The 20588-nt window shown below is 43.3% G+C and carries 18 protein-coding genes; 1 reads left to right on the top strand and 17 read right to left on the bottom strand.

Annotated elements, in window-relative coordinates; all coding sequences use genetic code 11:
* Positions 1-5 precede the first annotated feature (5 nt).
* From DC487_RS13495 to DC487_RS13520, 6 genes are all read right to left on the bottom strand, one after another.
* Complete coding sequence (locus tag DC487_RS13495) at positions 6-587, bottom strand: DUF4142 domain-containing protein (RefSeq protein ID WP_116776490.1); 582 nt, start codon at positions 585-587, stop codon at positions 6-8.
* Between the two features lie 421 nt (positions 588-1008).
* Complete coding sequence (locus DC487_RS13500; RefSeq protein WP_116776491.1) at positions 1009-1542, bottom strand: hypothetical protein; 534 nt, start codon at positions 1540-1542, stop codon at positions 1009-1011.
* 107 nt (positions 1543-1649) lie between these two features.
* Positions 1650-2147 (bottom strand): hypothetical protein, encoded by a 498-nt coding sequence (locus DC487_RS13505; protein WP_116776492.1) that lies wholly within the window; start codon positions 2145-2147, stop codon positions 1650-1652.
* A 46-nt stretch (positions 2148-2193) separates the two neighbouring features.
* Complete coding sequence (locus DC487_RS13510; RefSeq protein ID WP_116776493.1) at positions 2194-2943, bottom strand: LytR/AlgR family response regulator transcription factor; 750 nt, start codon at positions 2941-2943, stop codon at positions 2194-2196.
* Between the two features lie 4 nt (positions 2944-2947).
* On the bottom strand, positions 2948-4585 hold the full coding sequence (locus DC487_RS13515) for a sensor histidine kinase (protein ID WP_116776494.1): 1638 nt from the start codon (positions 4583-4585) through the stop codon (positions 2948-2950).
* Between the two features lie 185 nt (positions 4586-4770).
* The gene (locus tag DC487_RS13520; protein ID WP_116776495.1) at positions 4771-5049 is read right to left on the bottom strand and encodes a hypothetical protein; all 279 of its coding nucleotides are present in this window, start codon (positions 5047-5049) and stop codon (positions 4771-4773) included.
* Between the two features lie 543 nt (positions 5050-5592).
* On the opposite strand from DC487_RS13520, the gene DC487_RS13525 reads away from it, so the two are divergent.
* Positions 5593-6762, top strand: coding sequence for an ATP-binding protein (locus tag DC487_RS13525; protein ID WP_116776496.1), 1170 nt, complete (start codon positions 5593-5595; stop codon positions 6760-6762).
* A 104-nt stretch (positions 6763-6866) separates the two neighbouring features.
* Here DC487_RS13525 and DC487_RS13530 read toward each other — a convergent pair whose 3' ends face one another.
* The 11 genes from DC487_RS13530 to DC487_RS13580 form a co-directional block, all read right to left on the bottom strand.
* Complete coding sequence (locus tag DC487_RS13530) at positions 6867-9248, bottom strand: TonB-dependent receptor (RefSeq protein WP_239016386.1); 2382 nt, start codon at positions 9246-9248, stop codon at positions 6867-6869.
* The gene (locus DC487_RS13535; RefSeq protein WP_116776497.1) at positions 9241-11628 is read right to left on the bottom strand and encodes a TonB-dependent receptor; all 2388 of its coding nucleotides are present in this window, start codon (positions 11626-11628) and stop codon (positions 9241-9243) included. Before DC487_RS13535 ends, DC487_RS13530 begins: the two co-directional genes overlap by 8 nt.
* A 12-nt stretch (positions 11629-11640) precedes the next feature.
* Positions 11641-12909: a hypothetical protein gene (locus tag DC487_RS13540; protein WP_116776498.1), complete on the bottom strand. Its 1269-nt coding sequence runs from the start codon at positions 12907-12909 to the stop codon at positions 11641-11643.
* Positions 12910-14121 carry a hypothetical protein gene (locus tag DC487_RS13545; RefSeq protein ID WP_116776499.1) on the bottom strand — a complete coding sequence of 404 codons (1212 nt, stop codon included), beginning with the start codon at positions 14119-14121 and terminating at the stop codon, positions 12910-12912. It abuts the gene before it with no gap.
* 4 nt (positions 14122-14125) lie between these two features.
* Positions 14126-15274 carry a hypothetical protein gene (locus DC487_RS13550; RefSeq protein WP_133228586.1) on the bottom strand — a complete coding sequence of 383 codons (1149 nt, stop codon included), beginning with the start codon at positions 15272-15274 and terminating at the stop codon, positions 14126-14128.
* Between the two features lie 22 nt (positions 15275-15296).
* Positions 15297-16526, bottom strand: coding sequence for a DUF5018 domain-containing protein (locus DC487_RS13555; RefSeq protein WP_116776501.1), 1230 nt, complete (start codon positions 16524-16526; stop codon positions 15297-15299).
* A 36-nt stretch (positions 16527-16562) separates the two neighbouring features.
* A complete protein-coding gene (locus DC487_RS13560; protein WP_116776502.1) occupies positions 16563-17714 on the bottom strand; it encodes a hypothetical protein in 1152 nt (383 codons plus the stop codon).
* Between the two features lie 53 nt (positions 17715-17767).
* Entirely contained in the window at positions 17768-18703 is a 936-nt protein-coding gene (locus tag DC487_RS13565) for an HmuY family protein (protein ID WP_116776503.1), read from the bottom strand.
* 12 nt (positions 18704-18715) lie between these two features.
* Positions 18716-19420 carry an HmuY family protein gene (locus DC487_RS13570; RefSeq protein WP_116776504.1) on the bottom strand — a complete coding sequence of 235 codons (705 nt, stop codon included), beginning with the start codon at positions 19418-19420 and terminating at the stop codon, positions 18716-18718.
* A gap of 102 nt (positions 19421-19522) precedes the next feature.
* On the bottom strand, positions 19523-19828 hold the full coding sequence (locus DC487_RS13575) for a transcriptional repressor (RefSeq protein WP_116776505.1): 306 nt from the start codon (positions 19826-19828) through the stop codon (positions 19523-19525).
* Between the two features lie 10 nt (positions 19829-19838).
* Positions 19839-20417 (bottom strand): biliverdin-producing heme oxygenase, encoded by a 579-nt coding sequence (locus DC487_RS13580; RefSeq protein ID WP_116776506.1) that lies wholly within the window; start codon positions 20415-20417, stop codon positions 19839-19841.
* Positions 20418-20588 lie beyond the last annotated feature (171 nt).

The following is a 20588-nucleotide window of genomic DNA, read 5'->3' on the forward strand; positions in this document are numbered from 1 at the left end:
TCGATTTATTTCATATCAGCGTGCATCTTCTTCACCATCTCTAGGTGTTGTTTCACCACAGGCTCTGTTTTCGCAGCAAAATCACGCAGTTGCTGATCTAGATTGTTTTTAGCACCATCTTCCATCACATTATGCGCATCCTCGTGTCCTTTGACCATTGCTTCTATATACGCCTTATCGAAGTCCGCACCTTGCTTCTTCATCAAATCTTGTTTCTTCTGCTCGTGCGCAGCATCTAGTGAGGTCGGTACCATCACATTCTTTTGATCGGCGATGGATTTCAATTCCTCATTCACTTTTGTATGATCGTTTACCATCATCGTCGCAAACTCCTTTACTTTCGCATTGCTGCTTTTGTCGACCGCCAGTTTGCTCATCTCTACCTCAGCCATACCTCCTATTGCTGCTTTACGTACAAAAGCAGTGTCAGCCTGCGCATTACTCATCGCGTCGTCGTTCACCGCAGGTGGTGTCGTAGCGACACCCATTGTGGTATCAGAAGTTCCGTCAGTCTTGTTCGCACTGTTGTTACAGGCGGTCGCCGCTAATATCGCAGAAACTGCCAGTGGATAAATTACATTTTTCATAGTTATCAAGTTTATATGTTTATAAATGTTTTTCTTCTGTTGTACAACGATTTATCTGTCTTTTGGTTTTAAAAGGTTTAGAACATCTGCGTAAAGGAGTGATCACTTAATGGTGACAGAACTACAGCTAACCCTCCATCCCTTACCCCAACATTCACCAATAATTCAGTAATGATTAACGTTTGATAGGCGTTTCCTTGGGGTTTGTAGTTACAGTAACAATACGGTATTATTTAAATTAACAACGCGAGAAAGGAAAGGAAAGTCAAAGGAAAAGAAATGGAAAGGGAATGATGGCACGTATTACCCGCTAGTGAATGGACTACATAATGCGCTTACCATTACGCTAGTAGATGTGCCGAAAGAAGTAGAATAAGCATTGTAATGCTTGTCCTCTTCTTCTTTAATCAATGTTCTCGCACTATTTTTTACGTCCGTAATCCAACCATTCCTCCTCTACAAAATTTAGTTGTCCATTATGCTTTAGGTAAAATCTAAAAAGTAGCGGTTCATAAACCATAGCATATTCATGCTCTTGCACACCAAAATGAATTTCCTTAGAAATGTTCATCTTCTCAAATATTCCGACCTGATCAAACACGATAATCTCGACACTATCTAATGTTAGGAAACCGATGCTTGCCGCGCTATAATCCTTCGAATGCAATTCAAAGAATCTAGGTTCGACAATTGAAAAGTCAAAAAATGTGCTATCCTGTCTGTTTTTGACATTTAAAATATTGATATCTTCGAATCCTAAGTCACCAATACCGTATTCTTTCTTTAATATATCAACAGCTTTTCTAAGAGAAGAATTATCACCCTGATAGGCGAATTCAGATAATTCATTCACGTAACTATTATCCTTGCTATCCTTCGTTGCGGCGGATTTATCATTAATACAAGAAGCGATTATTACTATGGAAGTGATACAAATAAATACGAATAGCTTCATCAAAACAGATTTTGTAGCAATATTATTAAAGTTCTATATAACAGATGTGCAATCGATACTTTTACATACAATAAGAGTGAATTATTAGCTTTACACTTTCCTTATGTCTAAAACTTATCACTTGCTTTAAGTTTCACCTTTGAATACAACACATCATCAATAGCATCGTAGGCTTTAAAATGATAGTTATAATTTATCAGCGATTTTATAACAGAAGCTAGCTGAGCGTTATTATACAAATATTGCCCTCCTGCGTTGAAAAAATCATCATTACCATTGAAATAAACACTATCCCGATTTTCTACAACTATAAATATATTTTCAGAATAGCCATCTAAAGAATTCTTCGCGACTCCAAGAGATGAATTGTCTGTTAAACTGGAGGAAATGACTCTTTCTAACGAATCAAATTTTTCAGGCGTTACATTAATATCCTTTAGACTCCTTATTGTTTCTGGCACTAATTCCTCATAGCTCCCAAAATCTGGCCATGTATTCGGACCATCATCAAAAAAACTAGTTGAAAAATAGATTGAAATTTCTTTCTCTTCGGTGTTACAAGCACTTAAAAGTATAATTGCAATTAATAAACAAGCTAACTTCATAACTTAAAAATTTATTCATCCATTTTCATCAAGCAGCGAAAGCTAATCAACATCCTCCTCTCAAAGCTTGCCTTACAGCATCTTTATTTGGTTTGGAAATTGGAATTTTTTGGCCGGATAGTAGAAGCAAAATACCTCCGTCTTCTTTTAGCCAACTTTTAACGTATTGCGGATTTATGAGGTGACTTTGATGCGTTCTGAGGAAACCATTCGGACAGAGCATATCCGCATACTCTTTCAGCGATTTGGACACCATGATCTGCTCACCATTGGATAGAAAGAACTGTGTATAGGTATTATCTGCTTCGCAACGAACAATGTCGGACAAGCTGACGTAACGAATCTCTTGCTGCATTTGCAATGCTATTTTGCTTAGGCTGGTATCTGGTTTTTGCAATTGCTGTAGCAAAAAATCAAGTTGCGCGGTCTGTTTTTGCGTCGCGAGCTTTGCTCTCGCTTTAGCGACCGCCAGCACCAATTCATCGATATCGATTGGCTTCAACAAATAATCTAAGGCAGCACATTTGACTGCTTGTATGGCATAGTGATCGTATGCGGTCACGAAGATCACTTCGAAATCGCGGGCAGGCAGCTGTTGCAACACATCAAAGCCTGTCTTATCGCCTAGCTGAATATCTAGAAACAAAAGATCAGGTGCGTATTTCTGCACCACCTCAAGAGCAGCGGATACCGTTTGCGCTGTCGCAATGATGCTCACTTGCGGACAATGCTTTTCGAGTAAAGTCCGCAGGTTTTCCAGATTAGAAATTTCGTCATCAATTAATACTGCTCTCATTGTGCTATAGCCAATCGGTTAAGGTCATGCTAACTACGGTTCCGCTGGTAGTCGAACGGATGTCTAAGATAACTTGATTTTCTTTATAAATACTATTTAATAGTGCTACCCTGCGCTGGCTCAACAGCAGCCCCAAGCCATCACTTTTCTGTTGGGTATCGAAGCCATGTCCATTATCGGTGACGGTGAATAGTAAATCATTGGCGCGTCGTACAAATTCAATCGTGATCATACCCTCAGCTCCTTTTTGCGCCATACCATGCTTCACGGCATTCTCTACGAAAGGCTGTAGCAGCATACTGGGAATTTCAATATTGGCAAGATCGACATCATCACCAAGCTTGATGTCGTACTGGAAACCAAATCGCAACTGCTCCATCTGCAAGTAATCGTCGAGCAATGCCTTTTCTTGCGCCAAGGTAATCCGTTCACGATCATTGAGCACATTACGGGTTAGTCGGGCAAATTTCGCCAAGTATTGGTTAGCATGGTCTATCTCATTTTTATTCATGAGATTTTGAATACCAGCCAATGCATTGAATAGAAAATGCGGATTCAATTGCGAACGTATGGAACTGAGTTGCAATTTTACAGTATTCTTTTGTTGTTCTTTTTCTTCCAGCACCTTTCTATTTCTTCTCTTTATGATAGTAAGCACAAGGAGAAAGATAATACCAAAAATTAGAATTACTAGGAAGGTGTACGTTAACAATTCCTTCTGACTGTAGATCTCCTGATCTAAAGTAATAGCGAGCGTATGTCTGGTCGTATATCTTTCTATTTCTGTTGGGGTCATATTACAATCAAGACAATTTTTCCAGTCTATCGATGGCTGAATGATGATCTCGTAATCGCCTGATTTTTTGAAAATGCTTTTATCGATTCTTACATAAGGTAGGAAAACCTCATAGCCATCAATGACGTCAATCGTTCCACCATATTCCCACGCCGTGGATTCGAAAATGATTTTATCTTGCTGCTTATCTCTGATGGAGATACTGTATACATAGTCAATCTCCGACCAGTCCTTTTTAATCGTTAACTCATCATCCTTTTCACGAAAAGTGAGATCTGTTCTGTCTTTCGGATCAAAGATGTGATCGTAGTCAACACCGAGGTCAGTTTTGAAACGTTTTGCAAGAGCTTTGATTTTCGCTTTCGGGATAGGTCTTCCATAAAATACCGCTTTTTGAGCAGCGAGCGGTCTTTCAATATCATAATGGATTATGGTGATTGATTTATCTTTTATTTTGAATGTACCAAGATTTGCGGAAGTAAGCAATTCGTCTTTGAAGTCATTATCTTTCCTGATGACATCTTTCAATTGCTCTTGTTTTATCGACTGATTGACAACAATCGGCTTATTATCGACTAAAATGGTATACCGGTAGTTTTCTACACGATCTTGTTTCCTAAAATAATTTTGGACAGCAACATTTTCAACTTCTGGCAGAAAATTAAAGGAAGTATTGGGCTGATTTGGAAAAACAGTAGCGTAATACACATTCTTGGCAGCGCTATCAATATTCATATTTAATCTTCCACCGGCTAAGTAAAAGTGATTAAAATTAATGCCTTTTTGTGCATATACCGTGCTTACAGCGACGGTGAAACTGAGGATGGTGCAGATGAGCTTTATCATAATGTTTAAGTTTGATTTTTCTCAAACTTGTCACAATTATAATAAATCTAAAACCCGAAAACAGCAAAGGCCACTATCGAAATAGTAAAGGTGCTATTGAGTGCAGTATTTGGATATTGACTTAGCGAGCCGAATTTAAAGAAGCAACTACTGTCTAGTTGCTTGATGTATGGTAACGTATAGGCTTAAGCTTCCACGCTTACAGTATTTTGTGATCGTTCAAAATACATTTCCAGTGCTTTATTTGCGATCCTTGCGATAGCGGGTTCAGGCCATTTGTAGTCCGTGAGTTCTTGATTACAATAGGACAATAGCACTGCGATGCCCGCTAAATCATCCGGATCATGCTGGACAGCGAAACTCGTTAAAACGCTTCGAAGCATTTGAACATGTTTCTCTTCTAACAGACTTGTCACTGGATGACCGACAAGGTAATCTTCGATTAATTGTACAATTAATATCATGTATATTTACTTATATAATGTGCCTAAACTCTTACAGGATTGTAGTTTGACAGTGTTAGTTTCATTGGAGTATTGCGGCATAGGTAACCGCATTTCAATGTAGATATTTGCTAGCAAAGCAACCGATGTGGGCAACTTCTCTACTTTGGTAATTGAGCTGCAAAATTACACTTTTTGCTCATGTATGGCATAGAGGGATATGCTTTGTCCCGTTTTTGTCCCAAATGAATTGCGCTTATTGATGCGTTTGTCGATGGCAAGACTTGCGTTTTTGCGAAGCCGAGATACTAGGCTCCGGCAATCCAAAATACTTTTAACTTTTTCAACTCTATCAACTTTCTAAACTTAGAAAAGTAGATCTGTCTTAGCTTTAAAGACGTCCTTGTACTGCTTGGAATAGCGTCGCTTTATCAATTCCCACGAGCAAAACAGCTACCGTACTAAACATTATCACCATAAAAACGCACTATGTAAGTGCGTTTTTATTAAAAAACTGCACTACATGAGTGCGTTTTTCGTACTTTTGACTAAGAGGAAGAAAAAATGGATCAACTATTCGAACAATTTAATAAATTATTAAAGGGAACAAACGTAGAGTTTGTTAGGTACGTACATCAAAAAATCAATTGGAAAAGCAGAATGATAGGTCTTACCGGACCTCGCGGAGTCGGAAAAACCACATTAATACTTCAGCACATCAAGCAATACCATAACACCTCAGACACGTTGTACGTTACAGCGGAGGGTTTTTACTTTGCCCACAATAGATTGGTTGATTTAGCAGAAAACTTCGTTAAGGAAGGAGGAAAACATCTGTTTATAGATGAAATTCACAAGTATCCGGATTGGTCTAAGGAGTTGAAGCTGATCTATGATTATCATCCAGATTTAAGCATCGTATTTACAGGATCCTCCATTTTAGACATCAAAAAGGGAGCTTCTGATTTGAGTCGAAGAGCCGTCATGTATAGTATGCAGGGATTATCTTTTCGAGAGTATCTAAAACTTTTCCATCGCATCTCCACCGAAACATATTCTCTTGAAAATATATTGGATCATAAAGTAGATATTCCTGACCTACTACATCCCCTACCACTTTTTAGCCAATACCTGAAAACGGGTTATTACCCTTTTGCAATCGAAGAAGATGTTGACATTCGACTAAATCAAGTAATTAATCAGACTCTAGAAACAGATATACCTTTATTTGCAGGATTGAATGCCGCTACTGGTCGAAAACTAAAAAACTTGCTTGCTATTATTGCCAAGAGTGTTCCGTTCAAACCTAATTTCACCAAAATAGCTGATATACTTTCCGTTAGCCGAAATAACGTAGCAGATTACTGCCTATACATTGAAGAAGCCGGTATGATCGCGCAACTTAGAAATGAGACAGAAGGCATCAGGGGCTTAGGTAAAGTAAGCAAAATCTATTTGGACAATACAAATCTTATTCACAGCTTGGCTAGAGAAAATGCCAATAAAGGAAACGAGAGAGAAACTTTCTTCCTCAATCAAACACGCGTGTTTTTCGATGTGGTTGCGTCACCTACGGTTGATTTTCAAATCAATGATCATTTTTTTGAAATTGGAGGAAAAAACAAATCTCAGAAACAAGTTCATGACATTAAGAACGCTTTTGTTGTTAAAGACAATATCGAATTCGGCTATAGAAATACTATTCCACTTTGGCAATTTGGCTTGATGTATTGAATATAGTGGAAGATTTTCGAATATGCAGCTGGAGCTAATATCTCTCCTTATCACCAATAAAAATCATGAAACGTAGGTGCGGCAGATAGCTGCCCGCACCTACCTTACCGCCTTTGCAAGCGATAAGTGATTCCAGCAATAAACAATCTACCGGGCTGTCCAGGCATCAACATCGTTTTGAAGTCCAATACATTATCCACGGTAAAGCGTAGCGACAGGCGTTGCTTTGGAAAAGTCTTTTCCAAATGTGCATTCACCAGATAATGTCCACGAACAAAGGTATCATAACGATCAATAAATTGATTACCGTTAAAGTCTGCAAAAGGATATTTGCCCCGATAATTCACGCGTACCGACATGCTGGTATCCCAAGGTCGGTAGGTGTAAAATGCCCGAATATTGAGCATATGTCTGGAGCGATTTTCGATACCCCAATAATCCGATGGCTGTACAGGTCTGGAGTCACCCGTCTTCGGATTATGCAATTGTTGGTTATAAGGCCAATTACCAGCGCGAATGCTATCGATCACACTCAAATCTTTGGATACGAGGTACTGATAGCCGAGTTGCAGATCCAATCCCGAAACAGGCGACCATTTCACATTGGCCTCAATTCCTTTATTTACTACTTTGGGTAGGTTTTGATAGGAAAAGATCTGGCTAATGTTCGTTCCCGTCGCGACCAACACCGGATTGATCTGATTGCGAATCCGATGGTAGAATACATTCAGCTCCGCGCTGAACGAAGTACCTGATTTCATTGTAAAGCCGGTGTGATACGACGTACTTTTCTCCGCTTTCAAGTCTTGATCCAACTGCGACACCAAATACTGGCGTATCTCACTGATCTGTCCTTCATCCTGCAACTGAGTTAGGGTTTCTTGCAGCAATTCATTACCTACTACGAGATAACTGGCTGCTGGATTGAAGAATACCAAGTAGCGGGTTCGAAAATCTGGCACTTTGAAGCCACTTCCTACGCCTGCTTTCCACGAAAGCTTGTCGGTGAGGGCATAATTAAATCCTAAACTTGGATTTACACGACCACCGTAATCCAACGTATGATCATAACGCAGACCACCTAAGAGGTTCGCTCGACCAAAGATCGTTTTCTCACCCTGCAAATAAGCAAAGCCGGTGACTAAATCTCTCGTGCCCAACAGAGCCTGATCGCGCATGGTTTCTGTGCTGCCACCCACGCCACCAGTCAGTTGCAAGCCATTAGCAAATTGCTTGGCAAATTGCTGTTCCAATCGGTGTACTTGCTGCACAAATTGCAAACTGTTGCGACTCGCACCTACATCGCGCCATTCCACAAACTCATCGGCGGAATATCGGGTGTAATAATAGCGTGTCATGGTTTGCCAATCATTGCGCAAGCGCTGATCCCAGGTGAGCGAAACATTGAGGTCTTTCTCTTGCTGATTGTCGCGCGACATCCATCCATCACCCCAGTTTTTGGGCATGAACGATTGTCGGATACCATAGCGAATGCTCGCGCCAGCAGTGCTTTTGGCACTTACCTGATAGCGACCACGCGTCTGAAAGCTATAATTTTGATACGGCGGACTGGTTTGTCCTTCTTCCAGATAAGGATTGGTATTGAATCCATCCGTACGGTAATAATTAGCACCTACGTTGATCACGCCGCGTTGCTGCGCGAACGAGGTTTCACCGTCGAGTGTAGCATCCACCATGTTCAAGCTTCCATAATGAATGGAGGCCATCGCCTGAGGTTCTACTGCACCATGTCGGGTAATAATATTGATCGCACCACCCAAGGCTTCACTGCCAAACAAACAGGAAGAAGCGCCCTTAACGATCTCAATGCGTTCGATATTGCTCACGCTGATGCGCGACAAATCAAAATTACCATTATTTCTTCCTACCATGGGCTGTCCGTCGATCAGAATCATGACATAATCGCTGCTGAAGCCTTGTAATTGCACCCCAACCGAACGACTGCCGCCACCGATATTATTAACGATAGCAATACCCGTTTGCTCCTTCAGGATCTCATCCAGTCGGCGACTGCCCATGAGTTGGATTTCCTGTCGGGTAATGATTTGCATGGGCATCGCGGCGCGTTCTGAGCGCAAGAGATTATCTGGCGTAGCCGATGCGTGCGCATCACGCCACACATCGACCTCACCAATCACCTGCTGCGCGGGCAGCAGCGTAAAATCTCGGTTGATGGTTTGATTCGCTTCGATCCACACCGAATCGGTGAGCACGCTAAATCCCGCATGATAGATCGTAAGATGATATAATCCGGCGTATAAATCCGTAAAACTGTACTTCCCTCCTGCACCACTCTGCACTTGGTGACGATCGGGTTCTAGCGATAGCGTCGCTCCGATTACGGGAGCTCCATCTCCATCGGTCAATTTACCCAATAGCGCACCTTTGTCCTGCGCAAAACTACTTTGACACAGCGATATGCTAGTCATCAGCGCAAGCAAAAAGGCTTTTCCTACTTTAATCATTCCGATACAGATGATACGTAATTCCTACAAAATACATCCGACCAGGTTGCGATGGCACCTTTGGATCTACGAAGTTCAATAAGTTCTCTGTAGTTGCACGTACGGCAATGCGCTTGGATGGAAACTTCTTCTCCAACGCAAAATTTAAGAGATAATGGCCACGCACGAAAGTATCAAAGCGATCTAAGTAGCCATTGTTATTCACATCAGCAAAAGGATATTTGCCGCGGTAATTGAGCCGAACATTGGCACTCAGATCCATGGGCGAATAGGTGTAAAATACTTGTGCATTGTACATATGCACGGATCGGTTTTCGATACCCCAATAATCTTTTGCCGTCGGACGATAATTGACATACCCGGTGTTGGGATCATACAATGGACTGTCGTACAAGCCTCCTTCGCGAATCTCATCGCCCACGGTGCGGTCTTTAGCAATTAGGAACTGGTAACCAGCGGCAAGTTGCAGGGCTGGTACTGGTTTAAAATTGACCGATAATTCCGCTCCGCGGAAATAGGCACGTGCATGATTGCGGTAAGAATAGATCAACTGCCCATCAATATCCGTCCCGATCAACACGGGATTGATCTGATTGGTGATTTCGTGATGAAAAGCCGAACCTTCAGCACGAAGGCGATTGTCTAAACCTTGCCAAATCAAGGTAAAGTTGTACGATTTGCTCATCTCGGCATTCAATGCTTGACCGCGAATTTCATCATAAACGGGCTGTAGTTCATACTGGCTCATACGCCCTGATTGGCGCAACTGGTTGATGACATCCTGCAAAGCATAAGACCCAACTAATACATTATTCTGCACTGGATTGTAGGCTACTTGATACAATTTGCGCATATCTGGCGCTTTGAAGGCCGTACCATAAGCAAACTTGGCACTCAACGATGGCAGCACTTGATATTGCACCGCCATGCTGGGATCTAAGCGCCAACCATATTGCTCAATATGGTCATAGCGCAATCCGAGCGTGAGGTGTAATTTGCGGTCGACTTGCCAATTGGCTTGCGAATAGGCGAAAATAGCACGAATGCGATCAATATCCGTCAGGATATTCTGGTCGATGCCTTCTATCGTACCGCCCACACCTGTGATCACATCGAGGTGATCATCGATGCTGTACGATACTTGTTGCTCCAAACGGTGAAACAATTGGGAGAAGCGTGTCTGACTGATGCTATCCCCTTGTGAAAGGCTCACGTTCATATCGGCATTGTATTTTGTGAGATAATACCGAGTCATGCTGCGCCAACGATCGCTAATGCGCCGATCATAGTTAGCAAATAGATTAAGATCTTGCTCACTCAGCACATCATTGGTTTCGTAATCTGCACCTAGGAAATTGCGACTCATAAAACTGCGACGCAAACCGTAGCGGCCACTCACCGACATGGTATTTTTGTCATTGAAGCGATAGCGCAACCTACTTTGTGCCGCATAATTGTCGTACGGTGGCGCCGTAGTACCGATAATGGTACCCTGATTGGTATTGAAACCGCCGGTACGATAATAGTTCAGGTTTCCAGATACCGTTCCTTTTTGTTTTAAAATGGGTGCTTCACCATCTAAGGAGACATCGAGAGTTTCATTTTTGCCGGCATTGACAAAGGCCATTCCTTGCGCCGTGGTCACATCTTGTTTGGTGATCACATTGATCGTTCCGCCCAGTGCATCGCCGCCATAGATATTGGCCGCGGCACCTTTGGTGATTTCGATGCGTTCGATATTGCTTACGCTGATGCGTGAAAGATCGAAGTTACCACCATTACGACCGACCATCGGTTGGCCATCAATCAACACCATGATGTATTCGCTGCCAAAACCTTGCATCTGCACACCGACAGAGCGTGCGCCGCCCGCAATATCATTCACAATAGCGATACCAGTTTGCTCTTTTACCACTTCATCCAACCGACGACTTCCCATCAATTCGATGGTACGGCGATCAATCACGGTGACTGGCATAATGGTATTCTCTAGCTTCACCAATGTTTCCATATTGGCATTGATACGCCTTCCTGTGACTACCGCTTCGTCAATCTGCTGATTGTCGCGTTGCAGCACCACATCGTGGACAAGCACAGCTGCACCAGTCCATTTCAATGTATCTATCTGGGTATGGTATCCCATGGCTTTTACTTGTACGATAAGCCTCTGTGCTTTTACGCCGCGCAACTGATACGTACCGTCCGCTTCGGCTGTGGTGCTTTGATTAGTACCTAATAGGTAAATTTCGGCTCCGGGTACGGCTTCTGATGCGCTACTTGTGCTCGTCGACAAAACGCGCCCTTTCAACGTGAGTTCTTGCGCAAAACCCGCTGACATATATACCAGCCAAATGGCCAGTGTAATCGTAAACAATCTCATGTTTTTTGCTTTTTAATCGTTGGTTCGCAGATTTCTACTGCCATCCGGCTGAATATAATAGCGCATCGTGATGTAGGGCGACGGCCAGTTGGCATCCGTTAATACCTCTGGCGCGCCCTTATACATGCTGATCAATTGTAATTTTCCGTATCGGAATGAACGTTCGCCCGTATTCGGGTCGATTCTCTCCAATCGTATGTAATAGGCTCGGTACGGAAATGGCTTCGCGATGAAAGTATTTCCGATTTGATACCAAGAGTTGATGCCTGGCCCGTACTGCGATTCAAAACCGATCTGCATGGTATTCACCGGTCGGTTGTCGAAGAATTCGTCTTCGGGCGCCTCATGCATAAATTCGTAACCGTATTCGTACATGATGACGGATGATCTGCGAATCGGACTACCGTTACCTGGACTTAAAGGCGATAAACCATTATTGAGGTAAATCATGCTGTTCATATCACCTGTAAATGCTAAATCCCATTCATCGGTACGCAGGTAGCGCGTGGAGTCGGCATTATCTCGTAGGAAATGTTGCCATTTATCCGCGAAGCGAAAGATAAAGGGACTGAACAAGCCCGCTTCTTTACCACTTTTGCTAAACTGCACTTCTACAAAGTCCATATTCTGTCGGTAGTCCGCCGGTCTGGTCAACAGTTCCCAAGCTTTGCCATTGTAGCGGTAAACGCGATTATTGCGATTATTGCGGTACGCCCAGTTGGTTTGCGGATTGGGTGGCGCTTGCTGCATAAATCCACGCCAGTCAATCGTCACGGATTCTACTGGATTGGAGATACTATCCACCACTATTTCCATCTGATACCAGGTATTGGATCGGCGGATGTAGTGCAGATTGTCGGCAGAATTACGATAAGCTTGGTTCTCCGTGGCGCCCGAAGGGTGCGATGTTGCTGGAGATAACCATTGTATGTTCTTTTCGCGAACCAAGACTTCTTGCATCCAAACGTCGGCCGACTTGCCATCACGTGTCACATCTACGCCGCGTGAAGAATTGATCACCTCGTTGCCCACAGGAACAAAACGGATCGAATCCGTCCAAGAGCTATTGTAAAAGCGCTGTCTCAAGTACAGATCGCCACTCTCCCAGCTCGGGTCCCAACCATCGGTGGCTAGCGTATCTCCGGGTAGATCGTAGATCACGGTACTCACGCCATCTTCAAAATCTGGTGTCAGATCCTCCAGTTTGTAGCAAGACTGCAAACCGATTAGGGTCAGGGCCAATACCATTAAGGCACTCTTCAAATCTGTCTTACACTTCATTTAGTTTCTATTTTTTGCAGACCCAATAGTGGTGTACGATGTCGTCCCTCGTTGACTATACATGACGGTGGTTTGACCATATTGAACGGCCATATCACCACTCAAATGCGTCCAGATACCGTGCTGATTGATGAAGTTGTATAAGAATTGCACAGACATAATATGACCGCCGACGAATTCTTCAGCCTCTGCTGGTAATACGAAATCTACTTTGGAATCCGTGGCCGTAAAGTCTTGGATCTGGAACGTCTTGTTTTTGTAAATCGTGCGATACGTTTCTACGCCTGTTCTTGGGTTTACGGTGGTATCGATTCTTTCGACAGCGCGTAGACCCAAGAGCACGATATGCAAGTGTTCTGGCTTGTAATAGCGTGTCAATGCACCGTCGTACCGATCAGTATAGTTGTAGTCGAATGTAAGCGTTTGCCCTGGGTATACTTCTTGATTATGCTGCTTGAGCACCGAGGTGACCGTACCGCCCGAAGCAAAGTTCGGTGAACGCATAAAGAAATTTTTAGAATCAGATACTAAATCTCCTACCTTGATCCAGATTTTATGCATACCCGTATCTTGCTGGTTGCTAAATTTTGGAAGCTCGACCCTTAGGTTGGTATTCGTGACCGTTGCTGTATCTAATGGCAAGTCGAACTCAAAACCATCATGTACTCGTTGGGCATACACTTTAATATCCGACACATTGCCTCCAGCCAAAAAGTATTCTCCCAACAAATTGAGGTAAACGCCCGATCGCTCTTGTGTAAGCGGAGTAACCGACCAGCTGCTTCCTTCCAATATATTCAAATAGTCTAGCGTGCCTACAACAGCAGTAAAAACCGGCACTTCCTGTGTCTTCTTCACGTGAAAAACATACTCTTTGGTTTGTCCATTCTCGGCCGTCACAGTGTAGACCGTTTTTCCATCGAAAGATATGGGCGTGCCAGAGGCAGGGCTGATCGTAGCTCCTTCGGCAATCTCAATGATCGGCGTAATTTGTGTAGGTGTTTGCAATTCGGGGTTCCAATACACGGTGATGCTATCTTTGGAGATTACGCCACGCAGTTGATCCTTACCGAGGTATTGATCCGATAAGTAAACACTTAACACATCGGTGTAAGGCTTCATTTCGGTTTCGTATTCCGTTTTTGTACAACCAATATTTAATAAGGTATATACTATGGCACAAATGACTGTGCTGATTTTTGTGTGTCTCATGATCTTAATCAATGTTGCCTTTAGCTAATATTTGAAATCCACCGCTGCTCGGTATAGCGAGCTTTACTTCCTGCTGAAATGGCGTGTTGGCGACAAACCCTTCTTCGGGTGCGAATACCGCAAATAGGTTGATGACATTTGCTTGGAAGTTTTTATATACACCGATCGGAATCTCGGGTAAAATCACTTTAATGCTAGCTCTATCACTACTTACTACGGTCATCGGTATTTCTCGGCCATAGAAGCTTTCCGCAAATCCCGCAGGCACGTCGCCTGCTCTCGTGGATGGATTAATGCGCATATACACACGCTCTGGTTTTGGATAGGTGCCATCTGCCGACTCAAATTTGATCGTATCACCAACCGCATACTTGGTACTACTAGAATAGCTTTCAGTATAAGGTAATCGGTAGGCAATCTTCATCGGTGGCAAGACAGTCGTACGACCTTGATGCTCCAACTGCACATTGTACGTACCGAATAGTGCTTCTGGTACAACGCGAGCGGTCATCACATACATTTCCTGCGCTTGCGGCGCAACAGATAGACTACGTACATAATCCGTATGCACTTCACCGGTTTGCTGATTCGTCAGGGTAAATGTGGCTCGGTGGCTGCTCGACAGAAAGTTGCCGAACGTGTAAAAAACCTGATTTGCAATGGTTTCATACGTGCCATCTTCCGGCGTGTGCAATTTAAACCCAAATGCGGTACGTCGCTCATTGTTCCCATAACCTAGGATAGATAAGGCATCGCGATGCGGTAATACTTCCTGCGTCAATACATACGTGCGATACTGTCCTTCGCTGCTTCGCACGATGTAAGTCACCGAATCACCTACTGGAATAGGCTCCAATTCATCTTCCAAGAGATTGATCTCGGTGCTATCTGCACGGTGTAGTGTCGCACCTTCATCTAAGGTGACGTCTGCAATCAAATAATCCAGATTGCTATAGTATGGAATATACAATTTTATACTATTGGATACCTGATCAATAGCGCCTACAATTGGCTGCGAATTATTGGTAATCCGGAACGATAAAATGCGATTTTCTGGTTGTCGATCGTATCCTATCAGTTCGTTTTTGGTACAGGAAATCGTGCCTAACAACGCTGCCAGCATTACGACACTTATTGCGAAATGTTTGTACATAATAATTTTTAGAAACGGGTAATTACTGAGCATTTGCGGAAACAATAGTCGTTTGTATGGACAGCCTTCCTGTTACTGGATCTGGTGCGTATTGGAAAGAATTATCAAATAGTATCGCCTGTCCATACTGTGTGGCTCCTCCCGAACTCAGGTGTGTCCAGATTCCCTCGGCATTAATGAAGTTGTATAATAATTGACCTAGTCGTATGTAACCACCTACAAATCCATCGAAACCTGCCGGAAGTTTAAATTTGATTTCGGTATTGGTCGCTTCGAATTCGCTAATGTGAAAAGTTTCATCTTTAAATACATTGGTGTACTGCGGGCGTCCTGTACGTGGATTGATGGTCGTATCTATTCGTTCTAAGCGACGTGCTGACAATAAAATGGAATGTAAATTGTGTGCGTCATAATACCGCGTAATTGCGCCCTCCAACTGATCTACGTATTTATAGTTAATGGTAACGTTCTGGCCAGCATGTACTGGTGTTCCGCGTTCTTTGAGCTGACCTTCTACGGTAGTCACCTGCTGTAAACTCGGTGTACGCATAAAGATATCTTTTGATTCAGATACCAAATCACCTACTTGAACCCAAATACGATGTCTACCAGTGTCCAGCTGATTGGAGAACTTAGGCAATTCTACTTTAAGACTGGTATTGCTGATCGATGCTTGGTCGATTGCTAAATCGACCTCATAACCATCATGCAATCTTTGCATATACACTTTGATATCTTCCTTATTGCCTGTTGCTAAGAAATATTCACCCAGCATATTGAAAAATACACCCGACGTTGCTTGACTATTCGGTGTGATGCGCCAATAGTATTCTTCGATAGGAAATATATTATCAAATGAAGCCACTACTGCTGTCAGAATCGGTAGTTCGCGATTCGTTTTGATACGCAACGTATATTCTTTGGTGTCGCCGTTTTCTGCCGTCACGGTATATTTTGTATCGTTGGAAAATGCCACGGATGTACCCGATGCTGGGCTAATGCTCGCGCCAGCGGCTAACTGAATGGTAGGCACAATATTCGAAGGTTGTGCGATTTCTGGGTTCCAATACACCACGATGCTATCATTGGATATGACGCCCTGCAATTGCTGCTTGCCAGCTACTTGACCTTCGATATAAAAGCTAATGATGTCGGTATAAGGGCGTGTTTCTTGATCGTATACCGTCTTGCTACATGCAGCAAATAGAGCTGGCAAAGCAAGTATGAGATAGAGTAGTTTATTTATTTTCATGTTTGTAAATTCGAGGTTGAATGATGGATGAAATAGTTAAGGTTGCTTTGGCAATACGCTAAAACCTAAGCCAGAAGGATGTGCTATCTTAACTTCTGTATTGAAAAGTGTGCCCTCTTCAAATCCTGCTTCTTCTTCGTAAATAGCAAACAGGTTGATCACGTTCGACTGAAAATTCTTGTACAATCCTGCCGGAATGTCTGGGAATATGGCTTTAATTTGGCTGCGAGTAGCACTCACAATCTTCATATCCAAGTTTTTCCCGTAGAGATCTTCTGGAAAGTTTGGAGGTACGTCTCCTTCTCTAGTGGATTTATTTACCCGAGCATACAGCTGCTTTGGCTTCGCAAATGTCGCGTTCTCTGCGTCAAATACGATCGTATCTCCTTGTGCAAAAGCGGCACTGCTAGAATAATAGGGGCCGAAGTTGAGTTTATAAGAAATGTTTACTGGCGGCAATATCGTGCTACGGCCTTGGTGCTCCAGTGTCACATCGTATGTACCATACAAGGCTTCAGAGGCTATCCTTGCGGTCATTACGTAGCGATTCTCGGCTTGCGGAGTGACGGAAGCGATACGTACATAATCTTCATGTGTAGCACCTGTGGCACGATTCGTCAGGATAAACTTACCTAAGCTGCTGCTAGAATAGAAGTTGCCAAACAGGTAAAAGATTTTGTTCGCATTGATATCATAATCGCCATCTTCCATCGTATGCAATTCAAAATTAAATGCACCCATACGCTCTTGGTTACCATAGCCCAGAATAGCAAGTGGATCTGTATGTGGCAATACTTCTTGGGTAAGCGTATACGTACGATATTGTCCCTCGGCGCTACGCACAATATATTTCACCGTATCACCAATAGCCACTGGATCTAGCTCATCTTCTAATAGGTTGATGACGGTACTATCTGCTCTGAGTAGTGTGGCTCCTTCGTCCAGCTTCATATTAGCAATTAGAAAATCGAGGTTGGTATAATATGGGATAAACACTTTGATGGTATTAGTTTCATGATCGATCGCGCCCATCATGTGTTGTGGGTTATTCACCACTTTGTATTCCTGAATTTTATTTAATGGCTCGCGTTCGTAGGGTACTAATTCATTCTTTGTACAGGATTTTAGCACGCACATGGCGGCCAATAGCAAGCACAATAACACGGTTTGGATTCTTATGGTATTCATATGTAGTAATTACTTGTTATGGTATGGTTGTTCTGTTTGTTAGCGGTTAAACATTACATTTCAGGATGTACTGTGGTCGTTTTCCGACTTACGTCAATCGTCATCGCTGGGCGTCGTTTGACAAATCCAAAGCGCGCTTCATCCGCCTTGATCAGGATATAGCGGAAGCTGAAATAGCCAAATGGTGTATTACGCTGATCCCGTTTCATTTCCTTAGGATCCAAGGTGTCTTTGTAGTAAGACAAGAATTCTAGCTTGGCAAAATTACCTTTGGCAGTACGCACAATAAGTGTTCGCGGCCTTAATTTGGCGGATCGCCTCGCATCTAGTGCATTCGGAAACGCTGTCACAAGATCTTCTGACAAGGCATAAATCATATGCGAATACATAAATGCTTCATGCGCTAGCACAGGATCCTGACTACCTAGATTGACCACCTTATCTGGACGGATAAAATTGCCACCAAAGGTGTACACAAATGGGCCTACACCACTGCCGGCTGCACCTTGTGCATCCAACGAGGCTAGCCCTGGCTCCATAATGTTCATGGTAGCCGGCAAGTCTTGTATTTGGCTGTACATCGAATCTAGTAATGCGTATCCTCCGATTGATGAACTTCCATAGCCCAAGCCCCGTCGTGCGCCGTTATTGCCCGACACGGTGACGCCAAAAGAACCGCCCATACTGATATCCCATCGATCACTAATTTTATAGCCAGGATGTACAATACTGAAACGCTCCAGACTGAACAAAATAGGGTCTAAATAATCTGGCGGTTGGCCTGTAACGCTTTCTATGCCTTCAAGCGCAAGATTGTGGACATAGATTTCTCGATTAAATACAGAATCGTTCAACGGGATTTCAGGCTCCCAGATGAATGCGTTGAGATCATAAATCTCGCCGCAGCTATTGAAAAATAGCGTGAAGACGGGCAGCAAAAGCAAAAAACTACTTTTGCGTCTTCGACTATTGGTTTGGTTAATAGACATGGGTTTGTTTTTCTATCGGGTACTTAGATTTCTAGATCCATCCTGCTGCACAAAGTAGCGGAAAGTGAAATACGGTGCTGGCCAAAACTGATCGGTCACTGCTGGTGGATTGCCTTTGTAGGCGTTTAATATTTGCAACTTGGCGTACTTGCCGTTGGACAATCGCAAGGCGTACGTTCTATTAGGCAAGCTGCGCATAATATGGGTTGTACTATTGTAGGTATACCAGCCCGGCGAGTCTTGACCGTTGGCAATACCAATCTCGGTATAGCTACTTTGATCAAATACCGCATCAGAAGGAGCTTCAGTTACTGCTGTATAATCCGTTTCGAGCATCACGATAGCAGTTCCTGTCGCGGCACCATCAAAACCGGGATTTAGAGCATCGGTCGCATTATTGATGAAGATTCGGCTATTATAGTTATCGGTAAATGCCAAATCCCAACTATCTGTTTTCAACCATTGGGCAGAATCTGCTGCTGTACGCAACCAGATTTGTCGCTTGGCTTCCAGATCATACAAGAAGGTGTAGAAAGTGCGTCGGTCTTTACCCGCTATCCCCTCGGCGACGGATGCACCGGTATCTCCCGCCAGATCATACACTACCGTACTACGGCCATCTTCAAGCGCAGCGGGCATATCGGTATCCTTGTCGCAGCTGATTAGCAAAGCACTAAACAGCATAATTTTATTTAAACTGATTCTAAATAATTTCATGCAGCAAAAATCCAGATTATCCGATGAACTGTTTATATGCGATCCGTATTTTTTTATATGCGATCCGTATTTTCCTATCGCTTTGGCATGGGCTTACGCCGACTAACTAGTTAAAATTGCCGTTAAAGGATACAATTTTGGCTGATAGATGGGGAATACTATCTCATAACCTTGCTGTTGTCGATATTGCGTTTTGATGAGGCAACCTAAGCGTTCTAGCAGGCGCACCGTGTTATGCACCGTCGCCCAACTCACTGCGTGTGATTCGCGTAGATCGATCCAGAGTCGTTCCAAATCCGACACACGCTCTTGCTCACAAAGGGCTTTAATAATACACAAGCGCTGCGGGCTCAGGAGATATCCCTCCTGACTCAGCAGCGCTTGTATAGCTTGTGTTTTGCTTTTCATGGGCTATTGGCTACGCCAAAGATGCTGCTTTGCGCGCAGCAGATTGTTCAAATACCTGCTCAAACTGCGCAAACGTAGCTTCACCCGTACGAATGACAGTTTGCTTGTCGGCTTCATCGGTCGCGGCACTATTCATATGTGCCGTAAAAGTCGCCCACTTCTCTCTTGTCTCTTCGCCGTAACCAGAGAAGAAACTAAATCCGGTCTCCAAACCATATTTTTGGAGCATCTGTACAATGTATGGACCGCCCATGATTGAGCCTTCCAACACATATAATGCGCCGAATGCAGCAGCTACCGAGTGGATCTCTGGCGCCTGCGCAGCAGGAAGATCATTCATATCGCCGCCCAAAGATTCAATATCCTGACGGATGTAATCCGAATTTCTACGTTCGGCATAGTCTGGAAGAACCTCTGCGGTGATGAAAGGTTTTATTGCCTGCTCAATAGCATGGAAATAGGCATAAAAATGTTTTAACACATCCGCGTAATCTGCCTGACTACGTATTGCTTTCAATCGCATCACGACAGTTTTTTCTAATTGTTGATGGGCTACCTTGGTGGCCTCTTTGATTTCGTTGCTTACCATATCACAAAAATGTTGATCCTGCTAAAAAACCATTATATGCAATCCGTATTAGTTTATATGCAATCCGTATTACTTTTCCTACTCATTGGGCTGCGCTTATATGCAATCCGTATTTTCTTATATGCAATCCGTATTCTTTGCTGGTTCAGGCGTTTGATATTTGCTTTTGCC

The sequence above is a fragment of the Sphingobacterium corticibacter genome (genome assembly GCF_003076635.1).
In the GTDB taxonomy this organism is placed as follows: Bacteria; Bacteroidota; Bacteroidia; order Sphingobacteriales; family Sphingobacteriaceae; genus Sphingobacterium; species Sphingobacterium corticibacter.

Coding starts and splice junctions, on each gene's coding strand:
- DC487_RS13495 (WP_116776490.1), bottom strand. CDS start 587: ATGAAAAATGTAATTTATCCACTGGCAGTTTCTGCGATATTAGCGGCG.
- DC487_RS13500 (WP_116776491.1), bottom strand. CDS start 1,542: ATGAAGCTATTCGTATTTATTTGTATCACTTCCATAGTAATAATCGCT.
- DC487_RS13505 (WP_116776492.1), bottom strand. CDS start 2,147: ATGAAGTTAGCTTGTTTATTAATTGCAATTATACTTTTAAGTGCTTGT.
- DC487_RS13510 (WP_116776493.1), bottom strand. CDS start 2,943: ATGAGAGCAGTATTAATTGATGACGAAATTTCTAATCTGGAAAACCTG.
- DC487_RS13515 (WP_116776494.1), bottom strand. CDS start 4,585: ATGATAAAGCTCATCTGCACCATCCTCAGTTTCACCGTCGCTGTAAGC.
- DC487_RS13520 (WP_116776495.1), bottom strand. CDS start 5,049: ATGATATTAATTGTACAATTAATCGAAGATTACCTTGTCGGTCATCCA.
- DC487_RS13525 (WP_116776496.1), top strand. CDS start 5,593: ATGGATCAACTATTCGAACAATTTAATAAATTATTAAAGGGAACAAAC.
- DC487_RS13530 (WP_239016386.1), bottom strand. CDS start 9,248: ATGATTAAAGTAGGAAAAGCCTTTTTGCTTGCGCTGATGACTAGCATA.
- DC487_RS13535 (WP_116776497.1), bottom strand. CDS start 11,628: ATGAGATTGTTTACGATTACACTGGCCATTTGGCTGGTATATATGTCA.
- DC487_RS13540 (WP_116776498.1), bottom strand. CDS start 12,909: ATGAAGTGTAAGACAGATTTGAAGAGTGCCTTAATGGTATTGGCCCTG.
- DC487_RS13545 (WP_116776499.1), bottom strand. CDS start 14,121: ATGAGACACACAAAAATCAGCACAGTCATTTGTGCCATAGTATATACC.
- DC487_RS13550 (WP_133228586.1), bottom strand. CDS start 15,274: ATGTACAAACATTTCGCAATAAGTGTCGTAATGCTGGCAGCGTTGTTA.
- DC487_RS13555 (WP_116776501.1), bottom strand. CDS start 16,526: ATGAAAATAAATAAACTACTCTATCTCATACTTGCTTTGCCAGCTCTA.
- DC487_RS13560 (WP_116776502.1), bottom strand. CDS start 17,714: ATGAATACCATAAGAATCCAAACCGTGTTATTGTGCTTGCTATTGGCC.
- DC487_RS13565 (WP_116776503.1), bottom strand. CDS start 18,703: ATGTCTATTAACCAAACCAATAGTCGAAGACGCAAAAGTAGTTTTTTG.
- DC487_RS13570 (WP_116776504.1), bottom strand. CDS start 19,420: ATGAAATTATTTAGAATCAGTTTAAATAAAATTATGCTGTTTAGTGCT.
- DC487_RS13575 (WP_116776505.1), bottom strand. CDS start 19,828: ATGAAAAGCAAAACACAAGCTATACAAGCGCTGCTGAGTCAGGAGGGA.
- DC487_RS13580 (WP_116776506.1), bottom strand. CDS start 20,417: ATGGTAAGCAACGAAATCAAAGAGGCCACCAAGGTAGCCCATCAACAA.